Source organism: Streptomyces sp. NPDC057002 (assembly GCF_042673825.1).
Taxonomy (GTDB): Bacteria; Actinomycetota; Actinomycetes; order Streptomycetales; family Streptomycetaceae; genus Streptomyces.
Genome location: NZ_JBHURZ010000004.1, coordinates 398,583 through 425,017, shown reverse-complemented (window position 1 = coordinate 425,017; position 26,435 = coordinate 398,583). Strand labels below are relative to the sequence as shown.

Here is a 26,435-nt window from a genome sequence, read left to right as displayed (position 1 = left end):
GCCCCCGGCGCCCCGTACGAGGGGCGCCGGGGGCGGGCCGGGGCCGTCGTCACGCGGTACGGGCCGCCCGCGCGGTCGCGTCCGTGATGGGCTCGGCATGGGCCTCGGCGTTGCCGGAGGCGGCGATGCGGTCCAGGGCCCGCTGCAGGACGACGGTGTCCTCCAAGGTGTGGATCTCGGTGATGCGCCCCCACTTGAGATACATGAACTGCGTCATCACGTTGTCGTAGCGGGAGCCGTCCGGCAGCGGGCCGCCGATCCGGACGCGGGTGGCGACCTTCGTCAGCCAGGGGCCGCCGGAAATGATGATCTCCAGTGGCTCGAACTCCGCGTCGGGAATGAGGCGGAAGACCCGCTGCCACCACAGGCTCATGGATTCGACGGTATGCCGCTCACCGGAGAGCGCGTGCTCCCCGTAGAAAACATAAGTGAATTCCGGTGCGAGCGTGTCCACCATGGACTGCCAATTGCCGGAGTTGATGTCGGAAAACGCCTTGCGCAGCTTCGCTGCCACGATCCGGTGATACATATCCGCCTCCTTTCCGAAATGCCCCGCCCGAAACGGAAGATGAGGGAGACCTTGCGCACCGAGACCTTGCCCACCGAGACCTTGCCCACCCGACCGAGCCCGGTACTGATCACGGGCTGCTCATCCGGAATCGGCCGTGCCTGCGCGCTCAGGATGCACCGCGCGGGAATGACCGTGTACGCCACCGCACGCAGGCCCGAGACCCTCTCCCGACTGGCCGCCGAGGGCATCCGCACCCTGCGGCTCGACGTCACCGACGAGGACAGCATGCGCGCGGCCGTCGACGCCGTCGAGGCCGAGCACGGGTCGGTGGGCACGCTCGTGAACAGCGCGGGGTTCGCCGCCTCCGGTGTCGTGGAGGAGATCGGACTGTCCGAGATGCGGCGGCAGTTCGAGACGAACGTGTTCGGGCTGGCCCGTCTCAGCCAGCTGGTCCTGCCCGGGATGCGGGCCGCCGGGCGGGGCACCGTCGTCAACATCTCCTCGATCTTCGGCCGGTACGCGGTCCCCGGCGGCGGCTTCTACCAGGCGTCCAAGCACGCCGTCGAGGCGCTGAGCGACGCGCTGCGGCTGGAGACGGCCGGCTTCGGCGTCAAGGTGGTCGTCATCGAGCCGGGGCCGGTGCGCACCACCAACTTCGGCGCGACGTACGTAGACAACCTCCCCTCCGTCAGCGCGGTGTACGACGAGTTCCGGCAGCGCACCGCCGAGTACTTCGAGGCCATCTACACCGGCAGCCGCCGCACCCTGGCGGGCACCTTCGCCGTCCAGGCCGACGACGTCGCCCGCGTCGTGACCCGCGCGGCCCGCACCCGGCGCCCCCGCGCCCGCTACACCGTCGGCTTCCTCGCCCGGAGCACCATCGCGCTGCGCCGCCTGGCCCCGGACGTGGTCTTCGACCACCTCTTCGTACGGCGCGCGTTCCCGGTGCCGCGCGGCGGCTCCCCGCACCCGGCGCCCCTGACCCGAACCGCTCCCGCAGGTAAGGACCTTCGATGAACACCCTCACCGCCACCCCTGCCCCCACGGCCCCCCGCACCGCCCCCGGCCCGAAGGGCGCTCCCGTCCTCGGCAGTCTCGGCCCGTGGCGCCGCAACACCGCCGAGTTCCTGCTCGGCCTCCAGCGCGACCACGGCGAGCTGGTCCGGATGCGGCTCGGGCCGATGACGGTCCACCAGGCCACCAGCCCCGACGCGGTCCGCAGGGTGCTGGTGGAGAACAACGCCAACTATGTGCGCGGGCCGCTGTACGAGCAGTTCGGAGTGGTCATGGGCAAGGGCCTGCTGACCACGGACGGCGAGTTCTGGCGGGGGCACCGCCGGGCGGTGCAGCCGGTGTTCCTGAAGAACGCGGTCACCGACATCGTCCCCAACATCGTCGAGGCGACGAACGAGATGCTCGACGAGTGGGAGGCGAGGGCCGCGCGCGACGAGCCGGTGGACCTGATGGCCGAGATGCTGCGGCTCACCCTGGTCACCCTCAGCCGCTCGCTGTTCGCCTACGACATCAAGCCCGACGCGCCCGCGCTGAAGCGGATCGTCGACGATGTCGTGGAGGTGATGTTCCGGCGGGGCACCCCGTCCGAGATGCTGCCGTCCTGGCTGCCGACCGCACGCAACCGCAAGATCGCGAACATCCACCAGGTCTTCGACAAGGTCGTCGCGGACGTCCGGGAGAACTACGCGCGCACCGGCGAGGGCCCGCTGATCGCCCTGATGGAGCAGGCCGAGGACCCGGCGACCGGGGAGCCGTGGACCGACCGGCAGCTGCGGGACGAACTGCTCACCATCTATCTGGCGGGCCACGAGACCACGGCCGTCTCCCTGTGCTGGACGCTGCTGTCGATCGCCAACCACCCGCAGGTCCAGGAGGAGCTGGACGAGGAGATCGGCCGCGAGCTGGGCGGCGCCACCCTCGACGCGGACAGCGCGGCCGGGCTGACGTACACGCGGATGGTGGTGGACGAGAGCCTGCGGATGTACCCGCCGATCTGGATCTTCCCGCGGGCGGCCGTCGGCGCCGACACTCTCGACGGCTACGACATCGAGGCCGGCTCGTCGATCCTGCTCTCGCCGCTCGCCTCGCACCACAACCCGCGCCACTGGGACAACCCGGTGGCCTTCGACCCCTACCGCTTCACCCCGCAGGCCGTGCGGGAGCGCCCGCGCATGGCGTACTTCCCCTTCGGGGCGGGCCCGCGGCAGTGCGTCGGCAACGCCATGGCGCTGCTCGAACTGCGGATCATCGTGGCGATGATCAACCAGCGCTTCAAGCTCAACCTCGTGCCCGGCGCCGCCCTGGGCTACGGCTCTCCCGTCATCTCCCTGCGGCCCCTGCGGGACGTGACGGTCCGTCTGCGCTCACGCGAGCACAAGCCGCACACCGTGACCCCGGTGACGTCCGACGCCACCACCACGACACCCACCGGGGGCGCGACGTGCCCCTACGGGGCGGGGGGCGCCTAGCCGCCGAACCCGCCCGGGGGGCCCTCTTCAAGCCCGGCCATGCGCAGCACGCCGGTGATGGTCCTCGCCGGCCAGACGGCCTCACCCCGCCTCCCCTGGCGTCAGCCGCCCTCCCCCGGCGTCACCAGACCCGCCTCGTACGCCACGATCACCGCCTGTGCCCGGTCGCGGACCTCCAGCTTGGTGAAGAGGCGGTTGATGTGGGTCTTGACCGTGTGGTCGGTGATGGTGAGGCGGTCGGCGATGTCCGCGTTGGAGTGGCCCTGGGCGATGAGGAGGAGGACCTCGATCTCGCGGGCCGTGAGGCGGTCCAGGAGGGGCCCCGGGGTGCTGACCGGGCGCCGGGGGGCGAACTCGGAGATGAGGCGGCGGGTGATGCCGGGGGCGAGCATGGCGTCTCCCGCGGCCACCACCCGTACGGCGTGCAGGAGTTCGGGGAAGGTGGCGTCCTTGAGGAGGAAGCCGCCGGCGCCGGCCGCGAGGGCGTCGAAGACGTACTGGTCGAGGTCGAAGGTGGTGAGCATCAGCGCTTTCGTGGCGCCCTCGGTCTCCCGGAGGATCGTGCGCGCCGCCTGGATGCCGTCCAGCCTGGGCATCCTGATGTCCAGCAGGGCCACGTCGGGCCGGTGGGCCAGCGCGAGGGCGACGGCCTGTTCGCCGTCCTCCGCCTCGCCGACGACGTCGATGTCGTCCTGGGTGGACAGCAGGTTCACGAAGCCGGTTCTCACCACCGCCTGGTCGTCCGCCACGATCGCGCGGATCGGTTCCCCCGCCGTCACTCGTACACACCCTCCGCGAAGCTCTTCGCGCCCGCCGCCACCGGGAGTCCGGCCTCGACCAGGAAGCCGCCCCCGGGGCCGGCCGGCCCGCAGGTCAGACGTCCGCCGAGTAGCGTCGCACGCTCCCGCATGCCGCTCAACCCGTGGCCCCCCGGGTCGAGTTGGGGACTCTTCGGGCCCGGGCCGTCGTCGGCGATCCGGAGCCGGAGCTCGTCCTCCTCGTAGGTGAGGAGTATGTCGACCGCCGCGCCCCTCGCGTGGCGGCGGGCGTTCGTCAGGGCCTCCTGGACGATGCGGTAGGCCGTGAGTTCGAGGGAGGGCGGGAGCACGGGGGGCCGGGTGCCCTCGGTGCGCAGGGTGACTTCTCCGCCGGCCGACCGGTGGGCCTCCAGCAGGGCGTCCAGGGAGTCGAGCGTGGGCTGCGGCAGCACCGGGGCCGGGTCCTCGGCCCCGGCGTCGTCCGCGTGCAGCACGCTGAGGAGCTGGCGCAGTTCGGTGAGGGCCGAGCGGGCGGACGAGGCGATCTGCTGGAAGCCGTCGCGCGCGGGCGGGGACAGGTCGGGCGTGGTGTACGTGGCGCTCTCCGCCTGGACCGCGATCACCGACACCGAGTGCGCCACGATGTCATGCAACTCCCGTGCTATGGCCGCTCGTTCCTGGGCGGCGGCATGCCTGCGCTCCATGGCGATCAGCTCCCGCTGAGCCGCGTCGCGCGCCTGCCGGGACTCCTCGCGGCTGCGGAAGGCGTCCGCGATGCCGACCGTGGCCACGACGCCCACGGCCAGGACGAACGACTCCGTGAAGTACGACAGCGAGCCGTCGGCGCCGAGGGCGGGCGAGCGGCCGCCGAGGTCGTACACGCCCGTCACCACATGGCCCGCGTTGACGAGGAGCGAGCCCGTGATCGCGGCGGCGCTGAGCAGCGCCGGGTGCAGGACGCGGTGGCGGGCGAGGGTGTAGAGGCCCATGACCCCGGCGACCGCGACCGCCATCAGCAGCTCGGGCCGGAAGAGGAAGTTCAGCAGTGCCGCCGGTACCACCAGGAGTCCGAGCCGGGGTTCGCGCTGCCGCCACAGCAGGGGGAGCACCACGAAGGGCAGGGTCGCCAGCACCGTCGTCGAGGTGATGCGCGCGTGCAGCACCTCGGCGGCGGCCAGGAGGGTCAGCAGGACGCCGGTGACGTACGGGTAGCGGGGGGAGCGCGGCCAGGCGGTGGGGCGCAGGGACGGCTTCTGACGCATCCCCACATTGTCGGCCAGGGCCCTCCGGCTCGCGTCACCGTACGGGTTGACCCGGGTGCCGGGCGAGTACCACGGGTTGACGCCCAGGATCGGAATCCGGTGTGACGCTTCTCGACCGCCCCTTGCGAAGACTTGCCGGCAGTGGACCGACACCGGCCGGCAGGGGACAGGGGGAGCGGGATGCGGGGCGCTTCGAGAGGGCTGTTCGACTCGCCGGTGCCGTCGGTGGTCGCCGTACGGACGGCTCCGCCTGTACAGATCGCGCCGCCGGTGCGGTCCGTCCCGCCGGTGCGTGCGGCGGCGCTTCCCGTCTCCCTCCCGAGGCCCCGGCGTAGTACCGCCCGCCGCCCCTGGGAGGCCCTCTGCTGGACCGGCTGCGCGGTGTTCGCGCTGCTGCTCTGTCTGCGTACGACCATCACCCCGCACCAGGTGTGGGGCGCCTGCGCCGCCGCCGGATACGGACTCGCCGCGCTCGTCGCCCACTTCTCCGCGCGGCCCTGGGGCCGGGCGAGCGCGGCGGTGGCCGCCGTCGGGTCGGTGCTGGTGCCAATGGTGTTCCTGGTCGCCGACGGGGCCCGGCAGATGGAGGTCACGGTCGTCGAGCGGTCCGGCACGCTGCTACTGGACTCCGGCACGCCGTACGTACCCGACCCGGCCGAACTGCGCGACTACAACCCGTACCTGCCGGGCATGGCCCTCTTCGGCCTGCCCCGGGCCGTCCTCGGCGACGTCCCGCTCGCGGACGCCCGGTTCTGGTTCGCCCTGGTGTCCCTCGGGGCGATGGGACTGGCGGCGCTGGTGTGCGGGGGGTACCGGTCATTCGGGCGCGGCATCGCCCTGATGCCTGCGGGCGATCCGCTGTCCCTGCGCGGCACGGTCACGTTGTCCGCGGGCGGCCGGTCGTTCCGGCGGGGCACTGTCCCGCTGTCGGCGGGCGACTGGCGGTTCCGGCGCCGTGTTGCTCTGCTGTTGGCGGGCGGCCGGTCGGTCCGGCAGGGCACTGTCCCGCTGTTGGCGGGCGGCCGGTCGGTCCGGCGGGGCACTGTCCCGCTGTTGGCGGGCGGCCGGTCGTTCCGGCGGGGCGCTGTCCCGCTGTCGGTGGGCGGCTGGCGGTTCCGGCGCCGTGTTGCCCTGCTGTTGGCGGGCCGCCGGTCGGTCCGGCAGGGCACGGTCCCGTTGTCCGCGGGCGGCCGGTCGGTCCGGCGGGGCACTGTCCCGCTGTTGGCGGGCGGCCGGTCGTTCCGGCGGGGCGCTGTCCCGCTGTCGGTGGGCGGCTGGCGGTTCCGGCGCCGTGTTGCCCTGCTGTTGGCGGGCGGCCGGTCGGTCCGGCGGGGCGCTGTCCGGCTGTTGGCGGGCGGCTGGCGGTTCCGGCGCCGTATACCCCTGCTGTTCGCGGGCCGCCGGTCGTTCCGGCAGGGTGCTGTCCCGCTGTCGGCGGGCGACTGGCCGTTCCGGCGCCGCATCGCCCTGCTGTTCGCGGGCGACCAGTCCGCCCGGCGCCGCACCGCCCCGCTCTCCGCCGGCGACCAGTCGTCCCGGCGCGGCACCACCCTGCCCCTCCTCTGGCTCGCCGCGACCCCCGCCGTCGCGCTGCCCCTCGCCGTCGGTGGGGTCGATCTGCCGGTCATCGCTCTGATGTGTCTCGCGCTCGCCCTCGCGGGCCGGGGCCGTCCTGTCGCCGCCGGGCTCGCGCTCGGTGCCGCCGCGGCGTTGAAGTGGACCGCCTGGCCGCTGCTGCCCGTCGGGCTCGCGCTGCTCGCCGTGACCGCCGGGCGCCGGGCCGCCGTACGGGCCGGTGCCACGGCCGTCGCGCTCGCCGTACTGGCCGTGCTGCCGGTCGCGCTCGCCGACCCGGGGGCGTTCGCCGAGCATGTGCTGCTCTTCCCGCTCGGCGAGGGGGGTACCGGCTCCCCGGCGACCAGCCCGCTGCCGGGCTATCTCCTGGCGACGTACGTGCCCGGGGGGTTCGCCCTCGCGGTGGCGGCGCTGGCGCTGAGCGCGGTCGCGGTGGCCCTGTCCCTCGTGACGCGCCCGCCGCGCACCACCGTCGCCGCCGCCGACCGGCTCGCGCTGGGCCTCGGGATCGCCATGTGCCTGATCCCCGCCACCCGCTTCGGATACGTCGTCTACCCGCTGGTGCTGTTCGGCTGGTTCCGGCTCGTGCCGGCCGGCCGCCGTCCGGCCCGGCCAGGAGCTGCCATGCCCACGCGACTCATGCCCACCCGACCCGCCCCGTCCCCGGAGACCGGGCGCCCCCTGCGCTGGACGTACTCCGCACTGTGCGCGCTCAGCCGCCGATTCTCCTTCGTGGAGGACGAGATCGACGGGCTGCGGCACGTGGTGCGGGACGGGGACGTCTGCCTCGACATCGGGGCCGAGTACGGGGTGTACACCTACGCGCTGTCGTACGTGGCCGGACCCAAGGGGCGCGTGCACGGCTTCGAGCCGCTGCCCGGGCCGTACCGCGTCCTCGGCGCGGGAGTGCGGCTGCTGTGCGGCGGCCGGGCCCACGCGCACCGGCTGGCCCTCGGCGACCGGCCCCGGGACGCGGCGGTGATGAGCCTGCCGTACCGCCGCGGACTGCCCGTCCACGGGCGGGCGTTCCTCACCGACGGGGCACGGGGGCTCGGGCCCAACGAGGAGTTCGCGGGCGAACGGCGGCCCGTCGTACGGGTCGGCACCGTGGACGAGGTCGTGGCGGCGGCCGGGCTGCCGCGCGTCGACTTCGTCAAGGCTGACGTCGAGGGCGCGGAGCCCCTCGTGCTGGCCGGGGCGGCCGGGACGCTGCTGCGGGACCGGCCCACGCTGCTGCTGGAGATCGAGGAACGGCACCTGGCCAAGTACGGGGCGCGGGCCGGCCGGCTCGTCGGGGAGCTGCGGGACGCGGGCTACTCGATGTTCCTGTGGCGGGAGGGCCGGTGGCGTCGCGCGGACCGGGTCACCGGGGCGCACCGCAACTACCTGTTCACCGTGAAGCCGCTGGAGGACTGACCGACCATGCCGCGCACGCTCGTCGTCACCAACGACTTCCCGCCCCGCCAGGGCGGCATAGAGACCTTCGTCCACGCAATGACGGTCCGCTTCCCGCCCGACCGGGTCGCCGTCTACACCTCCAGCACACCGGGCGACCGGGCCTACGACGCCCGGCTGCCGTTACCCGTCGTGCGCGACCGCGCCCACATGCTGCTGCCGACCCGGCGGGTCACCGCCCGGGCGGCGGAGCTGGCCCGCCGGTTCGGCTGCGACAGCGTCTGGTTCGGGGCCGCCGCCCCGCTCGGGCTGATGGCCGGCGAACTGCGCCGCCGCACGGAGGTGGAGCGGCTGGTCGCCACGACGCACGGGCACGAGGTGTGGTGGGCGCGCACGCCCGGCGCCCGCGCGCTGCTGCGCCGCGTCGGTGCCGGGGTGGACAGCGTCACGTATCTCGGTTCGTACACCCGGGCGCGGATCGCCGCCGCCGTCGGGCCGGAGGCCGCGGCCCGCATGCGGCGGCTGGCGCCGGGCGTCGACGCCGAGGTCTTCCAGGGCTCCGGGGCCGCCGCGGCCCGGGTGCGGGAACGGTACGGCCTGGGCGACCGGCCGGTCGTGCTCTGTGCGGCGCGGCTCGTCCCGCGCAAGGGGCCCCGCCCGTCGACCGCCGCAGCGAGGTGACCCTGGACGAGGTCGAGGCCAGTCTGCGCCGCACCAGCGGCGTCGAGGTCACCCTGCGCGACCCGGTCTCCCTCGCCCGGTTCACCGGCACCTGCCGGCTGGCCGACCGCTACCGGCAGGGCCGGGTCCTGCTCGCCGGCGACGCCGCCCACGTCCACCCCCCGTTCGGCGGACAGGGCCTCAACCTCGGCCTCCAGGACGCCGTCAACCTCGGGTGGAAACTCGCCGCCACCGTCCGCGGCGACGCCCCCGAGGGTCTGCTCGACAGCTACGAGAGCGAGCGCAGGCCGGTCGCCGCCCGGGTGCTGCGCAACTCGGAGGCGGCCACCAGGCTGCTGCACCCGGGCCCGGACAACACGGCCCCCTACGAGCTGTTCTTCAAGGAGCTGATGACCGCCCCCGCGGTCAAGCGGCGCCTGCACGACGTGTACGCCATGAAGGACGTGGTCCACCCGATGGGCCCCGAGGGGTCCGGGCCGGACGGCCTCCTCGGCCGTGCCTGCCCCGATCTGCTGCTGGAACGCCCGCGGCAGGACGGCGGCGGCACGGTCCGCCTGGCCACGCTCCAGCAGGAGGGACGGGCGGTCCTGATCCACACCGCCGACCGGACCGAACTCGTGGCACAGGCCCGGGCATGGCGCGACCGTATCGCCGTACTGGCCGCCGAGCGGGTCTCGCCGGATGTGCCCACTCCGCTGCTCGTACGCCCCGACGGCTATGTCGCCTGGACCCCCGAGGCGGCCCCGGAGACCACCCTCCTCAACGCGCTGCGGCGCTGGTTCGGGGCGCCAGGGGCCGACGCCTGAGCGACCCGGGCGGGGCGGGTCAGCGCTTCTCGACGGCCTCGACCATCCGCAACGCGCGCCTGACGGTCTCCGCCAGCGACGGTCCCGCCGTCGCGTCGGACCGCAGCGCCCAGTCCTCCACCGCGATGCGCATCGCGGTGTTCAGCACCCCCGCCTCCACCCGGACCGCGAGATCGCCGACGGGCCGGCCCGTACGGTCGGCGATCACCGCGGCGAACGTCGCCTCCGCGTCGTAGTGCGCCTCCAGCCACACCGCGCGCAGCCCCGGCTCCTCACGGCACAGCAGCAGCAGGTCGCCCAGGGTCCGCAGACGGGATGTGGCGTCGTCGTCGTACGGGACGCTCAGGATCGCCTCGGCGAGTGAGCCGCGCTCGTCCCGGCCCTCCCGCAGATGCTCCGTCAGCAGCTCGAGGCCCGTGGTGAGCAGGGGGCGTACGCACTCCTCCTTGGAGCGGAAGTACCGCCACAGCGTGCGCGTCGACACCCCCGAGGCGGAGGCGATGTCCTCCGCGGTCACCGCCGCCACGCCCTTGGCGGCGAAGAGCCGGACCGCCTCCTCGGCGATCTCCATACGCGTCTCGGCGCGCCGCCGCTCCGTCAGCGGTGGCCGCCCCGTGGCACCAGCTGCTCGTCCGGCCATGCGCCCTCCTCGACTTGCCGTGCTCACTCTAATTTACGTCGCGTCACGTCTGAGTGGCGTGAAAGGCCCTGTTGTCGCGTCGCGTCTTTATGTCGCACTGAGACAAAAACCAGTACGGTGCCTCACGCCGCACTGGGCAACGCGACGAGCAGAGGAGCCGCATGGGAGCCACGGGTCTGTCAGGCAAGAGCGTCATCGTCACCGGATCCGCCTCCGGCATCGGCCGCGCCACCGCCCTGCGGTTCGCCGAAGAGGGAGCGAAGGTCGTGGTCGCCGACCTGAACGCGGAGGGCGCCAAGAGCGTCGTAGAAACCATCGAGTCCGCGGGCGGAACGGCCGTCGCCGTCACGGGCGATCTGAGCGACGCCGCGGTGGCCGACGCCGTCGTGACCGCCGCGACCGGCACCTTCGGCGGCATCGACGTCCTGGTCAACAACGCGGGCGTCATGGACAGCATGTCCGCCACGGCGGACGTCACCGACGCCGAGTGGGAGCGGGTGCTGCGGATCAATCTCACCGCGCCGTTCCTGCTGACCCGGGCCGCCCTGCCGCACATGATCGCCGCGGGCGGCGGAGCCATCGTCAACACCGCCTCCGAGGCGTCGCTGCGGGGCAGCGCGGCCGGGACGGCGTACACCGTCTCCAAGCACGGGGTCCTCGGACTCACCCGCTCCCTCGCGGTGATGTACCGGGACCAGGGCATCCGCGCCAACGCCATAGCCCCGGGCGGCACGGCCACCGACATCACGGCCGATGTCCACATCGACCGGGACGCCCACGGGCCGTCCGTCGTCGGCAGGCACTTCGTCAACATGGGCCGCATCTGCGAACCGGAGGAGCAGGCCGCCGCCATCGTCTATCTCGCCTCCGACGCGGCGAGCGGTGTCAACGGCGTCATCCTGCCGGTGGACAACGCCTGGGCCGCGGTCTGACCCCGACCCCCTCACCGACGGAACACCGCGAGAGGAAGACGCCACCCATGTCCACCCCCCACACCCCCGATTCGGCCCTGGGTTTCGACCCGGACGCCCTGCGCGAGCGGTACCGCGCCGAGCGCGACCGGCGGATCCGCCCGGACGGCAACCGCCAGTACCGCCGTACCGCAGGCGAGTTCGGCCACTTCGACGAGGACCCGCACGCCGAGCCCGGATTCACCCGGGAGACCCTGCACGACCACGTCGAGGTGGTGGTCGTCGGCGGCGGATTCGGCGGCCTGCTCGCCGCCGCCCGGCTGCGCCAGGCGGGTCTGCGGGACATCCGGATCATCGAGAAGGGCGCCGACTTCGGCGGCACCTGGTACTGGAACCGGTACCCGGGGATCCACTGCGACATCGAGTCGTACGTCTATCTGCCCCTGCTGGAGGAGCTCGGCTACGTCCCGAAGTGGAAGTACGCGCCGGGCGAGGAGATCAGGGAGCACGCCGGGGCGATCGCACGGCACTTCGACCTCTACCGCGACGCCTGCCTCCGGACCCAGGTGAGCGAACTCCGCTGGGACGGGGCCGAGTCCGTGTGGGTCATCGGCACCGACCGCGGCGACCGGATGACCGCCCGGCACGTCGTCGTGGCGACCGGCCTGCTCAGCCAGCCCAAACTGCCCGGGATCGAAGGCATCGAGACCTTCAAGGGGCACATGTTCCACACCAGCCGCTGGGACTACGACTACACCGGCGGCGACGCGAACGGCGGCCTGACGGGGCTCGCCGACAAGCGCGTGGCCCTCATCGGCACGGGCGCCACGGCCATCCAGGTCGTCCCGCATCTCGGCCGGGACGCCCGGCACCTGTATGTGTTCCAGCGCACCCCGTCCTCCGTGGACGTGCGCGGACAGCGCCCCACGGATCCCGAGTGGGCGGGCGCGCTGAAGCCCGGCTGGGCCCGGGAGCGCAGGGACAACTTCCTCGCGGTCGTCACGGGCGGCCGGACCGAGGAGGACCTGGTCGCCGACGGCTGGACCAGCAGTGCCCGCCTCCAGCAGAAGCTCATCCCGACCAACAACTACGACGCCCTCACGCCCGAGGAGCGCGAACGCCTGGAGGAGATCGCCGACTTCCAGAAGATGAACGAGCTGCGGGCCCGGGTGGAGAGCATCGTCGAGGACCCGGCGACGGCCGAGAAGCTCAAGCCCTGGTACCGCTACATGTGCAAGCGGCCCACCTTCAGCGACCTGTACCTGGAGACCTTCAACCGGCCGAACGTCACCCTCGTGGACACGGCCGACCACGGGGGCGTCGAGCGCGTCACCGAGCACGCCGTCGTGGTCGGCGGGGTGGAGTACGAGGTGGACTGCGTCGTCTTCGGCACCGGCTTCGAGGTCGGCGTCTCCGGTCTGCTGTCCGGGCAGCTCCCCGCATACGGCAGGGACGGCACCGCACTGCTGGACTCCTGGCGGAAGACCGGCCCGAGGACCCTGCACGGCTTCTACAGCCGGGGTTTCCCCAACCTGTTCATGCTCGGCTCCGTGCAGAGCGCCAGCTCCGTGAACTATGTGCACGTCCTGGACGAACAGGCCACCCATGTCGCCGAGGTGATCGCCGAGGCGCACCGGCGCGGGGCCCGGTGTGTGGAGCCGACGGCCGAGGCGGAGGCCGCCTGGGGGGACACGATCCGTCAGAAGTCGGCGGACCTGTACACGTTCCAGTCCGAGTGCACCCCCGGCTACTACAACGCCGAGGGCATGCCCCGGCCCCGCAGCGAGTCCTACGGCGACGGCCCGGTCGCGTTCTACGAGCTGATCCGGCGCTGGCGCGCGGAGAGCGGCATGACCGAGGTGCTGGGATCATGACGTCTCCTTCGCATCCGACCCGGTACGAGACGCCCGGGGTGCGCAGCACCCGCCGGCAGGCCACGCGCCTCAACTCACCGAACCCGCTGTGGGGTTCCAACGGCGTGGCGTTCGGCCCGGACGGGCGGCTCTACGTCGCCCAGTTCCTCGCCGGGAAGATCAGCGCCGTGGACCCGGCGACGGGGGACGTCGAGGTCGTCGTCCCGATGGACAGCCCCGTCGAGTCGCCCGACGACCTGGCCTTCGGGGCGGACGGTTCGATGTACATCGCCGACCTGGTCCCCGGCCGGGTGTGGCGCCGCAGCCCCGCGGGCGAGTACCTCCTCGTCTCCGAGGAGGTGAAGGTGCCCAACGGCATCACCTGCGTCGGCGACCGGCTCTTCGTCAACGAGATGAAGATGAACGGCCGGCTGCTGGAGCTCTTCCCCGGGGGCGGCGACCCGGTGGTCCTCACCGACGGGCTGGCCTTCGGCAACGCGATGCAGCTGGGCCCGGACGGCTGCCTCTACTACCCGCACATGATCAGCAGACAGGTCTGGCGGATCCCGCCCGACGGCGGGGTGCCCGAGGTGGTCGCCGAGGACGTGCACGACCCGGTCGCGGTCCGCTTCGACCTGGGCGGTGTCCTCAACGTCCTGTCACGCGGCCCCGAGGGCATCGTCACCCGCGTCGACCTGCACGGCACGGGCTCGCGCTCACTGGTCATCAGCGGGGTCACGGGCCTGGACAACGCCGCGTTCGACGCGGAGAACCGCATGTTCGTCTCCAGCTTCGCCAGCGGCGGCATCACGGAACTGCGTCCCGACGGCCGCACCCGCCCCGTCGTGCCCCGCGGCCTGGACGGCCCCTACGGCGTGACGATCGACCTCGGCGGCACGGTGTACGCGGCCGACCACTACCGGCTGGCCCGGCCGGAACACCCCGACGAGGGCGGCTCGGGCGACGTGGCCACGGAGATCCTCCAGCCGTTCTTCCACGGCATCACCGCCGACAACGGACTGCTGCACACCACCTCGCAGTTCGGCACCGTCCAGACCTACGACCCCGCCGCCGGGACGACCCGGCTCAGAGCGAACGGCCTGAACCAGCCCCTGGGCATCGCGACCCGGTCCGACGGCGCCCTGGTCGTCGCCGAGACGGGCGCCGGCCGGGTCATCGCCATCGACGAGGCCGACACGGTGACCGTCCTCGCCGAGGGCCTCGACCACCCCGTGGACGTGTGCTTCGACGCCGAGCAGCGCTGCTACGTCAGCGACGACCGGCGCGGAGCGGTCCTGCGCATCGACGACGGCGAGGCGGTGCCGGTCGCGGAGGGCCTCGGCGCACCGCAGGGCCTCGCCGCCCACGGCGGCGAACTCTTCACCGTGGACACCGAGCACCGCCGGCTGTGGGCGGTCTCCCCGGCGACGGGCGACACCCGTATCGAGGCCGAATCCCTTGCGGTCGGCATCCCCCCGGGCACCGGCCCCCGCCCGGCTCCGGCGCTCTTCACCCACCGGGTCCCCGGCCTGGCCCACCGGTTCGCGGGCCTCACCGCGGCCCCGGACGGCTCCCTGCTGCTGTCCGCGAACGGGGAGGGAACGGTGGTGCGGCTGTCGCCGGCCGGGGGGTGACGGGCAGGGCCCGGGAGCGGTTCAGCGGCGGCGGCCCCGGGAGGGCCTGCCGCGCCGGGCGCGCGGGGCGGTACCCGTGCGTGCGGGGCGGTTCTCGGCGGGCGGCGGGGTGAGGACGACGGGCACGCCCGACGGCGCCTGGGCGCCGGTGATACGGCTCAGCTCCGCCTCGCCCGAGCGGACCCGGGTGATCCGCGGGGTGATGCCGGCGTCGGCCATCAGCCGGGCCGTCTCGCGCCGCTGGTGCGGCAGGACCAGCGTGACGACGGTGCCCGACTCGCCGGCCCGGGCGGTACGGCCGCCCCGGTGCAGATAGTCCTTGTGGTCGCCGGGCGGGTCCACGTTGACGACGAGGTCGAGGTTGTCGACGTGGATGCCGCGGGCGGCGACGTTGGTGGCCACCAGGACCGTGACCTCGCCGTCCTTGAACCGGGCCAGGGTCCGGGTGCGCTGGGACTGGGACTTCCCGCCGTGCAGGGCCGAGGCGCGCACCCCGACGGCCAGCAGCTTCTTGGCCAGCCGGTCGGCGGCGTGCTTGGTGTCCAGGAACATGATCACGCGGCCGTCGCGGGCGGCGATCTCCGTCGTGGTGGCGTGCTTGTCCTCGTCCTCCACGTGCAGCAGGTGATGCTCCATCGTGGTGACCGCGCCCGCGGACGGGTCGACCGAGTGGACCACCGGGTCGTGGAGGTAGGTGCGGACCAGGCGGTCGACGTTGCGGTCCAGCGTGGCCGAGAACAGCAGCCGCTGGCCGTCGGGGCGCACCTGGTCGAGCAGGGCCGTCACCTGCGGCATGAAGCCCATGTCGGTCATCTGGTCGGCCTCGTCCAGGACGGTGACCGAGACCCGGTCCAGCCGGCAGTCGCCGCGGTCTATGAGGTCCTTGAGCCGGCCGGGCGTCGCGACGACGACCTCGGCACCGGCGCGCAGCGCGCTCGCCTGGCGGCCGATCGACATTCCGCCGACCACCGTCGCGAGCCGCAGGCGCAGTGCGCGTGCGTAGGGGGTGAGGGCGTCGGTGACCTGCTGGGCCAGTTCCCTGGTGGGCGTGAGGACGAGCGCCACCGGCTGCTTGGGCTCGGCCCGCTGCCCGTCGATACGGGCCAGCACGGCGAGGCCGAAGGCGAGGGTCTTGCCCGACCCCGTGCGCCCGCGGCCCAGGACGTCACGCCCGGCCAGCGAGTTCGGCAGCGTCGCCGCCTGGATCGGGAACGGCTCCACCACGCCCTCGGCGCGCAGCGCGGTCAGCAGCCGGTCGGGCAGGTCGAGGTCGGCGAACGCCTCGACGGCGGGCAGGGCCGGGGTGATGGTGGCGGGCGGCGCGAATTCGCCGCCGGGCGCCGTACGACGCCGGGGGGTGCCGCGGCCGGCGCCGGCCGAACGGGAGGAGCTGTTCCGGCCGCCCCCCGCCCTGCGGGAGTGGGACGAGCCGTTGTTCTTGCGAGCGGTGCGATCCAAGGGGATCCTTCCTCGATGCGGCACGTATCGGGGAATTCCCGGAGGTCAGACGGCCTCAGGGGCCGCACCAGGATTCGCAAGAATGAGCCGGGTGGGGAGTGAAACGTGCTAGGGCCTGTCTGATGAATCCCCGTCGTCCGCCCGGAGGGCGGGCTCCGCGTCGCGGAGCAGACGGGGATTCGTCAGACAGGCCCTGAGGCCCGCACCACATGGGTGCGGGCCCCGATCACGTCGAACGCGTCAGCGTCAGGCGGGAACGATGTTCTCGGCCTGCGGGCCCTTCTGGCCCTGCGTGACGTCGAAGGTGACCTTCTGGCCTTCCTGAAGCTCGCGGAAGCCGGAGGTGGCGATGTTCGAGTAGTGGGCGAAGACGTCGGGGCCGCCACCCTCCTGCTCGATGAAGCCGAAGCCCTTTTCCGCGTTGAACCACTTCACGGTGCCAGTTGCCATAGTGAATCTCCCTTGAGGGGCAAATACCCGAGATCCGCACTTTACGGACTCGGAGTCGCCGCAATGATCACCCTCGGAGAGATCCGAAAATCCTCGGAAACTAAAAAGAGTGCTCGTCGACGAAGGTCGATAGAGCACTCGAAGTCTCTGGGAACCAAAACTGCAACACCAGCCAAGGTAGCACAGGTCGTCTCGGAGGGCCGGGAAATGTCGTCCCCGAGGCGGACCCGGGGCCCGGTCGTACTGCGTTCTCAGTAGTCGGGATTGTCGGCAGCCGCACGACGACGCGGGGGCCTTGTCACGGACACGCTTGGCGGACGATCGACACCGGATGTGGAGACCTGCTGCCGTGGCAACTTTCCTGTATCGAGTGGGCCGTCTGGCCTTCCGGCGACGCTGGTACGTCGCCCTGGTCTGGGCGGCCGTCCTGGCCGCCGTAGGGCTCGGCGCCCTCAAGGCGCCGGGTGCCGTCGACGAGGAGTTCTCGATGCCCGGCATCGAGTCCCAGAAGGCGTTCGACCTCATGGAACAGCGCTTCCCGGGCGCCACGGCCGACGGGGCGACCGCCCGGGTCGTCTTCATCGCGCCCGGCGGCGAGAAGGTGACCGCCGCCGAGAACCAGGAGGCCATCGAGAAGGCCGTGTCCGGCCTGGGCGACGGCACGCAGGTCGCGAGCGCCGTCGACCCGTTCCAGGCGAAGACGATCAGCAAGGACGGCTCGACCGCCTTCGCGACCGTCACCTACAAGGTCAAGGCCACCGACCTCACCGACGCCAGCCGGACCCAGCTGGAGCACACCATCGAGGGGGCCCGGGACGCCGGGCTGACGGTCGAGGCGGGCGGCACCGCGCTGGCCGACGAGACCGGGCCGGGCGGCATGGCCGAGGTGATCGGTGTCGCGATCGCCGCCGTCGTCCTCCTCGTCACCTTCGGCTCCCTGGCCGCCGCCGGGCTGCCCCTGCTGACCGCTGTCATCGGCGTCGGCGTCAGCATGGCCACGATCCTCGCCCTGGCGAGCGCCCTCGGCCTGTCCACCACCACCGGCACCCTGGCGATGATGCTGGGCCTCGCCGTCGGCATCGACTACGCCCTGTTCGTGGTCTCCCGCTACCGGGAGGAACGCGCCAAGGGCGCCGCGCCGCAGGAGGCGGTCGGCATGGCCGTCGGCACGGCAGGGTCCGCGGTGGTCTTCGCCGGGCTCACCGTCGTCATCGCGCTGGCCGGGCTCGCCGTGGTCGGTATCCCGATGCTCACCAAGATGGGCCTGGCCGCGGCGGGCGCGGTCGTCGTCGCCGTACTGATCGCGCTGACCCTAGTCCCGGCGTTCCTCGGCTTCTGGCCGAACGCGGTGCTGCCGCGCCGGGCCCGCAAGAGCGGCCGGATCGAGGAGAGCACCGAGACCAACGGCGGAGCCCGCTGGGCCCGGTTCGTCCTGCGCCGCCCCATACCCGTCCTGCTGCTCGGCGTCGTCGGCCTCGGCGCCCTCGCACTGCCCGCGGCCGACCTCCAGCTCGGCATGCCCGGCGACGAGGCCAAGCCGACCTCCACCACCGAGCGCCGGGCCTACGACGCGCTCGCCGAGGGCTTCGGGCCGGGCTTCAACGGGCCGCTGACCATCGTCGTGGACGGCAAGGGCGCCGCCGACCCCAAGGGGGCCGCGGACTCGATCGCCAAGGAGATCGGCGCCACGAAGGGCGTCGTGTCCGTCTCCCCGGCGCGCTTCAACGACGCCGGCGACACCGCCGTCTTCTCCGTGGTGCCCTCCACCGCGCCGACCGACGAGAAGACCAAGACCCTGGTGAAGACCATCCGGGACGAACGCCCCGGCATCGAGTCCGGGACCGGCGCCAGCTACGAGGTCACCGGCACCACCGCGCTGAACATCGACATCTCCGAGAAGGTGCAGGCCGCGCTGATCCCGTATCTGATCGTCGTGGTCGGTCTGGCGATCGTCCTGCTGCTGGTGGTCTTCCGGTCGCTGCTCGTCCCGCTCAAGGCGGCCCTCGGCTTCCTGCTGTCGGTGCTGGCCTCGCTCGGCGCGGTCGTCGTGGTCTTCCAGCAGGGCCATGGCGCGGAGCTCCTCGGTGTGGAGCAGACCGGACCGATCATGAGCCTGATGCCGATCTTCCTGGTGGGCATCGTCTTCGGCCTCGCGATGGACTACGAGGTGTTCCTCGTCTCCCGGATGCGGGAGGCCTACGTCCACGGAGAGGCGCCCGCGCAGGCGGTCACGTCCGGCTTCCGGCACAGCGCCCGTGTGGTCGCGGCCGCGGCCCTGATCATGATCGCGGTGTTCGCCGGGTTCATCGGCGAGAACGACTCCATGATCAAGATGATCGGCTTCGGGCTCGCCGCCGCCGTCCTCTTCGACGCCTTCGTCGTACGGATGGCGATCGTGCCCGCCGTGCTCGCCCTGCTCGGCGACAAGGCGTGGTGGCTGCCGAAGTGGCTGGACCGGGTGCTGCCCCGTGTGGACGTGGAGGGAGAGGCGCTCAGCCGCCGGCCCGGGACGGAGCCGGCCCCCGAGGGCACGCCCGACCTGGAACCGGCGCGCACCTGACCCACCCCCGACCAGGGCCGCCCGTGGCGAAGGACACGGGCGGCCCCTCGGGCGTTCCAGCCCGGAGTCGACCACGATGGTCCCAGTCCCACCGACCGGAGAGCCCGATGAGTATCAGCCTGGAGCGGCGCTACGCGGACCGCCTCGAGGAGTTCTCCTCACGCCACCCCTTCCTCATCGACCTGGCGATGGTCCTGGCGCTGCTCGGCTGCACGGCCCTCGGCGGCTCGCTGACCATGCCCGGCGCCGCCCCGCCGGACCAGGACAAGACCGCCACCGCCCTCTCGGGAGTGGCCTGTCTCGTCCTGCTCAAGCACCGCACGCACCCACGCGCCTGCGTCGTCGTGGCCGGGGGCTGCACGGTGGCCGCGATCGCGCTCGGCTACCTGGTCACGCCCCTGCTGCTGGCGCCGATGATGGCGGCCCTGTACTGGCTGGCCGCGCTCACCGACGCCAGGACGACCCGCGTCTACGGCCTCACCATCGTGGTGGCCGTGACGCTCGCGGCCGTGTTCTCCGACTCCATGAACCACATCTCGCTGCTGCTCAGGACGATCGGCCCGATCTTCTGGCTGCTGCTGCCCCTCGCCGCGGGCAAGACGACCCAGCTGCGGCGCGCCTACCTCCGGTCCGTGCATGCCCGGGCCGAACACGCCGAGCGCACCCGGGAGGAGGAGGCCCGCCTGCGCGTCACCGAGGAGCGGATGCGCATCGCCCGGGAGCTGCACGACGTGGTCGCCCACCACATGGCCCTGGCCAATGCCCAGGCCGGCACGGCGGCGCATCTCGCCCTCACCAACCCCGAGCAGACCCAGAAGATCCTCACCGACCTGACCGGCACCACGTCCTCCGCGCTGCGGGAGCTGAAGGCCACGCTCGGCCTGCTGCGTGACAACGACTCCGACCCCGGCTCCCCGGGGCTGGAGCCGTCCCCGGGCCTGGGCCGGCTGCCCGAGCTGGTCGCGGCGTGCGAGTCGGCGGGCCTTCAGGTCACCGTCACGACAGAAGGGGAGCCGCAGCCGCTCTCACCGGGCGTGGATCTGACGGCCTACCGGATCGTGCAGGAGGCCCTCACCAACGTCACCAAGCACGCCGCCGCCGAGGCCGCCCACGTCCGTCTCGAGTACACCCACTCCCGTCTGCTGATCACGGTCCTCAACGAGGGCCCCAGCAAACCGGAGGCCGCCCAGGGGCGCGGCTTCGGCGTCATGGGCATGCGCGAACGCGCCCACTCCATCGGCGGCGAGCTGTGCGCGGGCCCCCGCCCCCAGGGCGGTTTCGAGGTCACCACCGCGCTGCCGCTGCAGCCCTCCACCGATCTCGCGGAAGGAACCACGCCATGACCATCAGGGTGCTGCTCGCCGACGACCAGGCCCTGCTGCGGGCCACGTTCCGGATCCTCATCGACTCCTGCGCGGACATGGAGGTGGTCGCCGAGGCCTCCGACGGCGCGGAGGCGGTGGAACTGACCCGTGCCCACCGCCCCGACATCGTCCTCATGGACATCCGCATGCCCGGCACCGACGGCCTCACCGCCACCGCGGCCGTCTGCGCCGACCCGGAGCTGTCCGCCACCCGCGTCCTCATCCTGACCACCTTCGAGACCGAGGACTACGTCGCCGAGGCCCTGCGCGCCGGTGCCAGCGGCTTCCTCGGCAAGGACGTCACCGCCGACACCCTGCTGACCGGGCTGCGCACGGTGGCCTCCGGCGAGTCCCTCCTCTCGCCCGTGGCCACCCGCTCCCTCATCACCCGTTTCCTGCTCGCCCCCGCCGCCGGCACCCATCTGGCACCGCCGGAACGCCTCGCCGACCTCACGGTCCGCGAACGGGAGGTGATGGCCCTGGCCGCGGAGGGCCGGTCCAACACCGAGATCGCCGAGGACCTGACCCTCAGCCCGCTGACCGTGCGCACGCACATCCACCGGGCCATGACCAAACTGAACGCCCGCGACCGTGCCCAACTGGTCGTCATCGCCTACCAGACGGGGCTGGTGCGGGCGACGCCGCCCGCGGGGTGAGGGGGGCCGCTACGGCCTGCCGTAGGTCGCCACCATGAGGGCCTCGGCCACCTTGTTCATGCCCTGGCCCTTGGCGTCGGTGGAGTTGACGCTGTAGACGAGGGTGCGGGAGCGGGAGCCCTCGTTGGTGCCCGCGATGGCCGCGTTGTACCCCCAGCGCCCGCCCGTCTTGCCCCACACCTCGCGCCCGCCCAGCACCTTCATCGACAGGCCCGAGGCGTACGCGGCCGGCTTCCCGGTCTTGGAGTCGGTCACCTTCGGCAGGGTGAACATCTCCTCCAGCAGCGGCCCGCGCACCACCCGGCCCTGGAAAAGGGCCTTGGTGAACCGTTCGAGGTCCGCCGTGGTCGAGATGATGTCCCCGGCCGCCCAGGCGTCCGTGGCCCCCCACAAGGTCACGTCGCGGAGCCCGACCGTGCCGTCGTCCAGCCGCATCCTCTGGTAGCCGCGGTTGTGCGGTCCGAGGATCCGAGGGTTCGCCCCCGGGAAGTAGGTGTCGCACAGCCCGAGCGGCTTGAGCACCCGCCGGGCGACCTGACGCTCGTAGGAGTCACCGGTGACGCGCTCGATGAGCAGACCGGCGATCGTGTAGCCGATGTTGAGGTAGTGCTGCCGCTCGCCCGGCGCGAACTCCGGCTGCTTCGACGTCGCCGAGCGGACCATCTCCCGGGGGTCGTAGACGTGGAAGCGGTTCGCGTACGCCTCCTCGACCGTGGTGCCGGGGAAGTCGGGGGCCGGGATGCCGTGCGTGTGGTTCAGGAGCTGCCGGACGGTGACGCCCGCGTACGACGCCGGGATCAGGTCCGGCAGATACGAGTGGGCACTGCGGTCCAGGTCCAGCTCGCCCTCGGAGGCCAGTTGCAGGGCGACCGCCGCCGTGAAGACCTTGGTCACGGAACCGGCCCGGAACCGGGCCGCCGGATCGGCCGGCCGGTTCGTCCGCAGATCGTGCACGCCCGAACTGCCGCGCCAGACGCCCTCGGGGCCTGAGACGCGCACCAGCGCCGCGGTCGCGTCGGCCGAGGGCAGGCCGGCGATGGCGGCCTCCAGGGCGGGGTTCGAGGATCGCGCGGACACCACGGCGGTCGGGTCGGCCGTTCCGGTCGCGGCGGCCGGGACGACCGACGGCCCCGCCACGACACCGACGACGAGCACGGCGGTCAGCAAACGGGTGCGGTTCATAGGTCAACTCCGTTGAATGGAACCGTTGTTCAGGACGGCTCCATCCTCCGGACCCGAGGCGCCCGGCGGATCGCCCCCGCGGGCGGTCCAGGGCAGTCAGTTCCTCGCCGACGCGGGGGAGGAACCGGCCGGGCCCGATCCCCCGGGCGGGGGATCGCCGGCCGCGATCAGACCCGTCTCGTAGGCGCAGATCACGGCCTGGATCCGGTCCCGCAGCCCCAGCTTCGCCAGCACATTGCCGACATGCGTCTTCACCGTGTGGTCGCTGACCACCAGCTCGGCGGCGATCTCGGCGTTGGACAGGCCCCGCGCGAGCAGCAGCAGCGTCTCCCGCTCCCGCCCGGTCAGCACATCGAGGCGGGGATCGGGGCGGCGGGGCCGGGCGGCGGCGGGCCGGGTGTACTGCTCGACCAGGCGCCGGGCCACGGACGGCGCGAGCAGCGAGTCGCCCCGGGCGACGACCCGTACGGCGTGCACGAGATCGTCCCGGCGTACGTCCTTGAGCAGGAAGCCGCTCGCGCCCGCGTGCAGCGCCTCGTACACGTACTCGTCGGAGTCGAAGGTCGTGAGCATCACGGTCCGGCAGTCGCCCAGGGCGCTGATCGTGCGGCAGGCCTCGATGCCGTCCATGTGCGGCATCCGGATGTCGAGCAGCACCACATCGGGCGCGTGCCGTCGCACCGCCTCGACCGCCTCGGCCCCGTCGCCCGCTTCCGCGACGACCTCGATGTCCGGCTGCACGTCCAGGATCATCGCGAAGCCGCTGCGCACCAGCTCCTGGTCGTCGGCCACCACGACACGGATCGTCACCGCGTCACCTCCGCGGTGGCCGGTACGGGGATCGTCACACGCACCTCGAACCCCCGGCCGTCCGCTCCCCGCCCGGTCACCGCGCTCCCTCCGTGTGCCGCTGCCCGCTCCCGTATCCCGGCGAGCCCGCGCCCGTGCCCGCGCCCCCCGTGGCCGGGTCGCGGCCCGTGCCCGTCATCGGTCACCCTGACATCCAAGTCGCTTCCCTCATAGGTGAGTTGTACCGCGACGGTATGGGCACCGGAATGCCGGACGGTATTGGTGAGGGACTCCTGGACGATCCGGAAGACGGTGGCGGCCACCGCCTCCGGCACGCGCCGGACGTCTCCCGCCGTCCCGTAGGTGACGTCGAGGCCCCCGGCCCGCACCCGGTCGAGTAGGGCGGGCAGCTCCGCGAGCCCCGGCTGCGGTTCACGCGGGGCGGCGTCGTCGTCGGCCCCCTCCCGCAGCACGCCCAGCATCCGGCGCAGCTGTGTCATGGCGTCCCGCCCGGTCGCGGAGATGGCGTCGAAGGCGGCCTCCGCCCGCTCGGGCGCGGCACGCACCGCCACCGGCCCGGCCTCCGCCTGCACGATCATCAGGCTCACGGCGTGGGAGAGGATGTCGTGCATCTCCCGTGCGATCCGGGCTCGTTCGCGTGCGGCGGCCTGCTCGGCCTCGACGCGGTTCGCCCGCTGGCGGGCATCGGTGAGCCGCCCGAAGACATAGGCGGCCGTGAACACGATGAGGGAGAAGGTCAGTTCACGCGCGGACCGTGTGTTGAGCCACACCCCCACCGGCACGGCGACCAGCAGCACACCCGCGCTGACCAGCCGCTTCCGCGCGGTCGACAGCGCGGCGATCGTGTACGTGATCACGAGCCCGGTGTACGGCAGCGGCTGCCCGGGCCCGTCCACGGCCAGCCCGTACAGCAAGGTGGCGGCCAGCATCGCGAACAGCACGGCGACGGGAGCGCGCCGCCGCCAGACCAGGGGCAGCACGGTGAGCGTGCTCAGCCCGTAGGCGCCCCAGGTCGCGGGCGGCGCCCCGGCCGCACGCGGCACGACGAACGGCATGGTCATCGCGCACTGCACGAGCAGCGCGATGCCGATGTCGACGACGAGCGGATTGGCGGCCGTCAACGCCCGCGCGTGCGCCCACCACCCTCGTGGGTCCCTGCGTATGCCCCCCATGCCTCACAAGGTAATGCGCCCTGACGGCTGCCTACGTTCCAGGAGCGCGAAACGCGACCTGCCGGCGGGTGGCCTCGTCGATCTCTTCGACGGTGAGCAGCGGGGTCGCCCGGGACTGCACGGCACCGCTGGCCTTGACGGTGAGGCTGACGGCGGCCATGGAGACGGTGTCGGGAAAGTCGATGATCATCACGAGGTCGTCCGTCCCGAAGGTGAAGTACATGACCTCGACCTGCCCCCCGAGCCCGGAGACGACCTGGTCGACGGCAGCCCGCCGCCCACTGGCACCTTCCTTGAGCAGCCCTTTGGTGCCTTCGGGCGTGTACGTGGCCTGGATGAGGAACTTCGGCATGGGGCATGCCTTCCCGGGGGCACCTCGGCCGCTACCGGCGCGGCCGCCGCATTCACCTGTTTGCGTCGCGATCCCGGCCGTGGGCTCAGCGGCCGACGGCCGGGCCGAAGGCGTTGCGTACGCCCGACTTGGACGTGGAGACGAACTGGTCGCCCGGGCCCAGGTCGTAGGTGCCGTAGGACGTGTAGCGCAGGATGCTCGGGCAGCTTCCGCCGCCGATCTGGACCGAGTGGGGATCGAGGCGCTTGCCGGTGCGGAGTTCGTAGATCTTCAGGGGGACCTTGACCTTGTAGAAGGTCACTTGGTGGGGGAGGTACTCGGACTTCTTGTTCTCGTACGGGCAGGTCTGGACGGCGGCCCCGTTCTCCGCCTCGCCGGCGCAGACCACGAGGGCGGCCTTGGCGGGGTCGCCGGTGCGCCAGGAGGCGGGGAGCTGATCGGTGTACTCCTCGTCGCCGAGGAACAGCGCGCGGCCGGAGCCCTTGCGGTACGGCGGGGCTCCGCCGTATTTGGCCGGCTCGGCGCAGTAGCCGGAGCGGGCGTCGTACGCGTCCTCGACCAGGCCGCGCACGTGGTTCAGTTCGATGGCGAGCGTGGCCTCGCGCACGCCGTCGCGGGCCTCGCCCTCGCGGGCGTCGTCCGGGTAGGTGTCGAGGAGCCGCTGGTAGTGCGTGCGCGCCTGCCGCCAGGCGTCCTCGGTCATCAGGTGGTCGCCGCAGCCCACCAGGGCGGCCGGTTCCGTGTGGGCCGCCGTGCCGGCGGAGCGGTCCAGGACGTCGTGGCTGGGGCCCCGGTCGCGGAGCCAGGCGGTGAGGGCGGCGGTGTCGCAGGAGTCGTCGGTGGGCAGGGCGTCGAGGAAGGTGTCCAGGACCGTCCCGACCGTCTGTTCGTTGCCGGGTTCGAGGAGGACTCCGGCGAGCGTGCCGAAGCCCCGCCCAAGGTCCTCGGTGCTGCCCCTGCGCGCGGCGAGGGCCAGGGTGGCCGCCGCCCCGTCGAGCCGGCGGCACGCCTCCACCACCGCGTCGCCGGGTTCCACCACCGGCCCGCCCGCCAGACGGTGGCCCCACCCGACCTCGCCCTGCGCGGCCACGGCCGCCCCGCAGTCGCCGCCCTCGCGGGCCTCGGTCACACGGTTCTCTATGCCGTACGCGTCGATACGGAGCAGGGCGGCGGTCAGGACGACCGCGAGCGCGAGGGTGAGTGTGCCGGCGCGCTGCCCGCGCCGTACCGCCCGCTCCGGGCCGCGGCGGGCCAGGAACCAGCCGTGGGCGATGCCGGCCGTCCACCACAGGAGCAGCAGGATCTCGCACCAGATCTCGGCGGTCTTCGCGGTGAGGTCGACGAGCACGACCGTGCCGATCACGGCGACCGCCGCCCACCGCCACCGGCGCAGCAGCAGATAGCCGATGCCGAGCAGTGTGGCGTTGCCGAGGGCCACCGCGAGTGGGTCGGCGGGGGCCTGCGCCCGCGGAGGTTCGTATGCCGGGTGGGTCATGGTGTGGTCACCCCCGGAGCCGCGGCCCGTACGGAGAAGTACTGGCGGCCCGTCTCGCCGCTCACGGTCCACAGGGCCGCCAGGTCCGCGCACGCGACCAGGAACGCCGGGTGGCTCGGCGCTCCGGCGGTCAGCGAACCGAGGAAGGCGAAGACCATCCCCAGGGCCGCGAGCGACAGGCACACGATGAGCGCGACACGCACCCAGTAGCGCCGCCCGCGTGCCAGCACGGCACAGGTGATGTTCAGCGCCGCAAGTCCGCAGCAGAACAGCGCCAGCAACCAGGCCATCGCCATCGGCATCAGGGGGTCCTGCCCGTGGTCCAGCTTGCTCTGGTTCTCGTCGATGACCGCCCAGCCGCCGAAGAAGGTTCCGATCCCGTGCACGCAGACCAGGACGAGGATCCAGATCAGGGATTTCGGCATAT

The 26,435-nt window shown here is 72.7% G+C and carries 22 protein-coding genes and 2 pseudogenes; 12 read left to right on the top strand and 12 right to left on the bottom strand.

Going from position 1 to position 26,435, the window contains the following annotated elements; all coding sequences use genetic code 11:
* Positions 1 to 49 precede the first annotated feature (49 nt).
* Positions 50 to 529, bottom strand: a complete 480-nt coding sequence (locus ACFT32_RS21985) for a nuclear transport factor 2 family protein (RefSeq protein WP_382491706.1) — start codon at positions 527 to 529, stop codon at positions 50 to 52.
* Positions 530 to 568: 39 nt separating this feature from the next.
* On the opposite strand from ACFT32_RS21985, the gene ACFT32_RS21980 reads away from it, so the two are divergent.
* Together ACFT32_RS21980 and ACFT32_RS21975 are read left to right on the top strand one after the other, a co-directional pair.
* A complete protein-coding gene (locus ACFT32_RS21980; protein ID WP_382491705.1) occupies positions 569 to 1,528 on the top strand; it encodes an SDR family NAD(P)-dependent oxidoreductase in 960 nt (319 codons plus the stop codon).
* On the top strand, positions 1,525 to 2,994 hold the full coding sequence (locus ACFT32_RS21975) for a cytochrome P450 (protein WP_382491703.1): 1,470 nt from the start codon (positions 1,525 to 1,527) through the stop codon (positions 2,992 to 2,994). The genes ACFT32_RS21980 and ACFT32_RS21975 overlap by 4 nt, the downstream gene beginning before the upstream one ends.
* 101 nt (positions 2,995 to 3,095) lie before the next feature.
* Here ACFT32_RS21975 and ACFT32_RS21970 read toward each other — a convergent pair whose 3' ends face one another.
* Positions 3,096 to 3,773 (bottom strand): response regulator, encoded by a 678-nt coding sequence (locus tag ACFT32_RS21970; RefSeq protein WP_382491701.1) that lies wholly within the window; start codon positions 3,771 to 3,773, stop codon positions 3,096 to 3,098.
* Positions 3,770 to 5,014, bottom strand: coding sequence for a sensor histidine kinase (locus tag ACFT32_RS21965; RefSeq protein WP_382491699.1), 1,245 nt, complete (start codon positions 5,012 to 5,014; stop codon positions 3,770 to 3,772). The genes ACFT32_RS21970 and ACFT32_RS21965 overlap by 4 nt, the downstream gene beginning before the upstream one ends.
* 1,542 nt (positions 5,015 to 6,556) lie before the next feature.
* Here ACFT32_RS21965 and ACFT32_RS21960 point away from each other — a divergent pair.
* The 4 genes and pseudogenes from ACFT32_RS21960 to ACFT32_RS21945 form a co-directional block, all read left to right on the top strand.
* Positions 6,557 to 7,183, top strand: a pseudogene (locus ACFT32_RS21960) (glycosyltransferase 87 family protein); the annotation flags it as partial.
* A 30-nt stretch (positions 7,184 to 7,213) separates the two neighbouring features.
* Complete coding sequence (locus ACFT32_RS21955) at positions 7,214 to 8,005, top strand: FkbM family methyltransferase (protein ID WP_382492725.1); 792 nt, start codon at positions 7,214 to 7,216, stop codon at positions 8,003 to 8,005.
* Positions 8,006 to 8,011: 6 nt separating this feature from the next.
* Positions 8,012 to 8,635: pseudogene (locus tag ACFT32_RS21950) on the top strand (glycosyltransferase); the annotation flags it as partial.
* A gap of 26 nt (positions 8,636 to 8,661) precedes the next feature.
* Positions 8,662 to 9,471 (top strand): FAD-dependent monooxygenase, encoded by an 810-nt coding sequence (locus ACFT32_RS21945; protein ID WP_382491697.1) that lies wholly within the window; start codon positions 8,662 to 8,664, stop codon positions 9,469 to 9,471.
* A gap of 19 nt (positions 9,472 to 9,490) precedes the next feature.
* On the opposite strand, the gene ACFT32_RS21940 is transcribed toward ACFT32_RS21945, so the two are convergent.
* A complete protein-coding gene (locus tag ACFT32_RS21940) occupies positions 9,491 to 10,111 on the bottom strand; it encodes a TetR/AcrR family transcriptional regulator (RefSeq protein ID WP_382491695.1) in 621 nt (206 codons plus the stop codon).
* Between the two features lie 161 nt (positions 10,112 to 10,272).
* On the opposite strand from ACFT32_RS21940, the gene ACFT32_RS21935 reads away from it, so the two are divergent.
* The 3 genes from ACFT32_RS21935 to ACFT32_RS21925 are packed head-to-tail and all read left to right on the top strand — an operon-like array spanning position 10,273 to position 14,509.
* Positions 10,273 to 11,043, top strand: coding sequence for an SDR family NAD(P)-dependent oxidoreductase (locus tag ACFT32_RS21935; protein WP_382491692.1), 771 nt, complete (start codon positions 10,273 to 10,275; stop codon positions 11,041 to 11,043).
* Positions 11,044 to 11,090: 47 nt separating this feature from the next.
* A complete protein-coding gene (locus tag ACFT32_RS21930) occupies positions 11,091 to 12,896 on the top strand; it encodes a flavin-containing monooxygenase (RefSeq protein ID WP_382491690.1) in 1,806 nt (601 codons plus the stop codon).
* Positions 12,893 to 14,509: a hypothetical protein gene (locus ACFT32_RS21925; protein WP_382491688.1), complete on the top strand. Its 1,617-nt coding sequence runs from the start codon at positions 12,893 to 12,895 to the stop codon at positions 14,507 to 14,509. The genes ACFT32_RS21930 and ACFT32_RS21925 overlap by 4 nt, the downstream gene beginning before the upstream one ends.
* A 21-nt stretch (positions 14,510 to 14,530) precedes the next feature.
* On the opposite strand, the gene ACFT32_RS21920 is transcribed toward ACFT32_RS21925, so the two are convergent.
* A complete protein-coding gene (locus tag ACFT32_RS21920; protein WP_382491685.1) occupies positions 14,531 to 15,967 on the bottom strand; it encodes a DEAD/DEAH box helicase in 1,437 nt (478 codons plus the stop codon).
* Positions 15,968 to 16,213: 246 nt separating this feature from the next.
* Positions 16,214 to 16,417 carry a cold-shock protein gene (locus ACFT32_RS21915; RefSeq protein ID WP_030846597.1) on the bottom strand — a complete coding sequence of 68 codons (204 nt, stop codon included), beginning with the start codon at positions 16,415 to 16,417 and terminating at the stop codon, positions 16,214 to 16,216.
* 349 nt (positions 16,418 to 16,766) lie between these two features.
* On the opposite strand from ACFT32_RS21915, the gene ACFT32_RS21910 reads away from it, so the two are divergent.
* The 3 genes from ACFT32_RS21910 to ACFT32_RS21900 all read left to right on the top strand — a co-directional run bounded on the left by ACFT32_RS21910 (position 16,767) and on the right by ACFT32_RS21900 (position 20,997).
* Positions 16,767 to 18,977: an MMPL family transporter gene (locus ACFT32_RS21910; RefSeq protein ID WP_382491683.1), complete on the top strand. Its 2,211-nt coding sequence runs from the start codon at positions 16,767 to 16,769 to the stop codon at positions 18,975 to 18,977.
* Positions 18,978 to 19,084: 107 nt separating this feature from the next.
* Entirely contained in the window at positions 19,085 to 20,320 is a 1,236-nt protein-coding gene (locus tag ACFT32_RS21905; protein WP_382491680.1) for a sensor histidine kinase, read from the top strand.
* On the top strand, positions 20,317 to 20,997 hold the full coding sequence (locus ACFT32_RS21900; RefSeq protein ID WP_382491677.1) for a response regulator: 681 nt from the start codon (positions 20,317 to 20,319) through the stop codon (positions 20,995 to 20,997). Before ACFT32_RS21905 ends, ACFT32_RS21900 begins: the two co-directional genes overlap by 4 nt.
* Before the next feature lie 9 nt (positions 20,998 to 21,006).
* Here the strand turns inward: ACFT32_RS21900 and ACFT32_RS21895 are convergent, their stop codons facing one another.
* The 6 genes from ACFT32_RS21895 to ACFT32_RS21870 form a co-directional block, all read right to left on the bottom strand.
* Positions 21,007 to 22,179 carry a serine hydrolase domain-containing protein gene (locus ACFT32_RS21895; protein WP_382491674.1) on the bottom strand — a complete coding sequence of 391 codons (1,173 nt, stop codon included), beginning with the start codon at positions 22,177 to 22,179 and terminating at the stop codon, positions 21,007 to 21,009.
* 96 nt (positions 22,180 to 22,275) lie between these two features.
* Entirely contained in the window at positions 22,276 to 22,989 is a 714-nt protein-coding gene (locus ACFT32_RS21890) for a response regulator (protein WP_382491671.1), read from the bottom strand.
* A complete protein-coding gene (locus tag ACFT32_RS21885) occupies positions 22,986 to 24,161 on the bottom strand; it encodes a sensor histidine kinase (RefSeq protein WP_382491668.1) in 1,176 nt (391 codons plus the stop codon). Before ACFT32_RS21885 ends, ACFT32_RS21890 begins: the two co-directional genes overlap by 4 nt.
* 31 nt (positions 24,162 to 24,192) lie before the next feature.
* Positions 24,193 to 24,513, bottom strand: a complete 321-nt coding sequence (locus ACFT32_RS21880; protein WP_382491665.1) for a GYD domain-containing protein — start codon at positions 24,511 to 24,513, stop codon at positions 24,193 to 24,195.
* Between the two features lie 85 nt (positions 24,514 to 24,598).
* Positions 24,599 to 26,008: a hypothetical protein gene (locus ACFT32_RS21875; RefSeq protein ID WP_382491662.1), complete on the bottom strand. Its 1,410-nt coding sequence runs from the start codon at positions 26,006 to 26,008 to the stop codon at positions 24,599 to 24,601.
* Entirely contained in the window at positions 26,005 to 26,433 is a 429-nt protein-coding gene (locus tag ACFT32_RS21870; RefSeq protein WP_382491659.1) for a hypothetical protein, read from the bottom strand. The genes ACFT32_RS21875 and ACFT32_RS21870 overlap by 4 nt, the downstream gene beginning before the upstream one ends.
* Between the last annotated feature and the right edge of the window lie 2 nt (positions 26,434 to 26,435).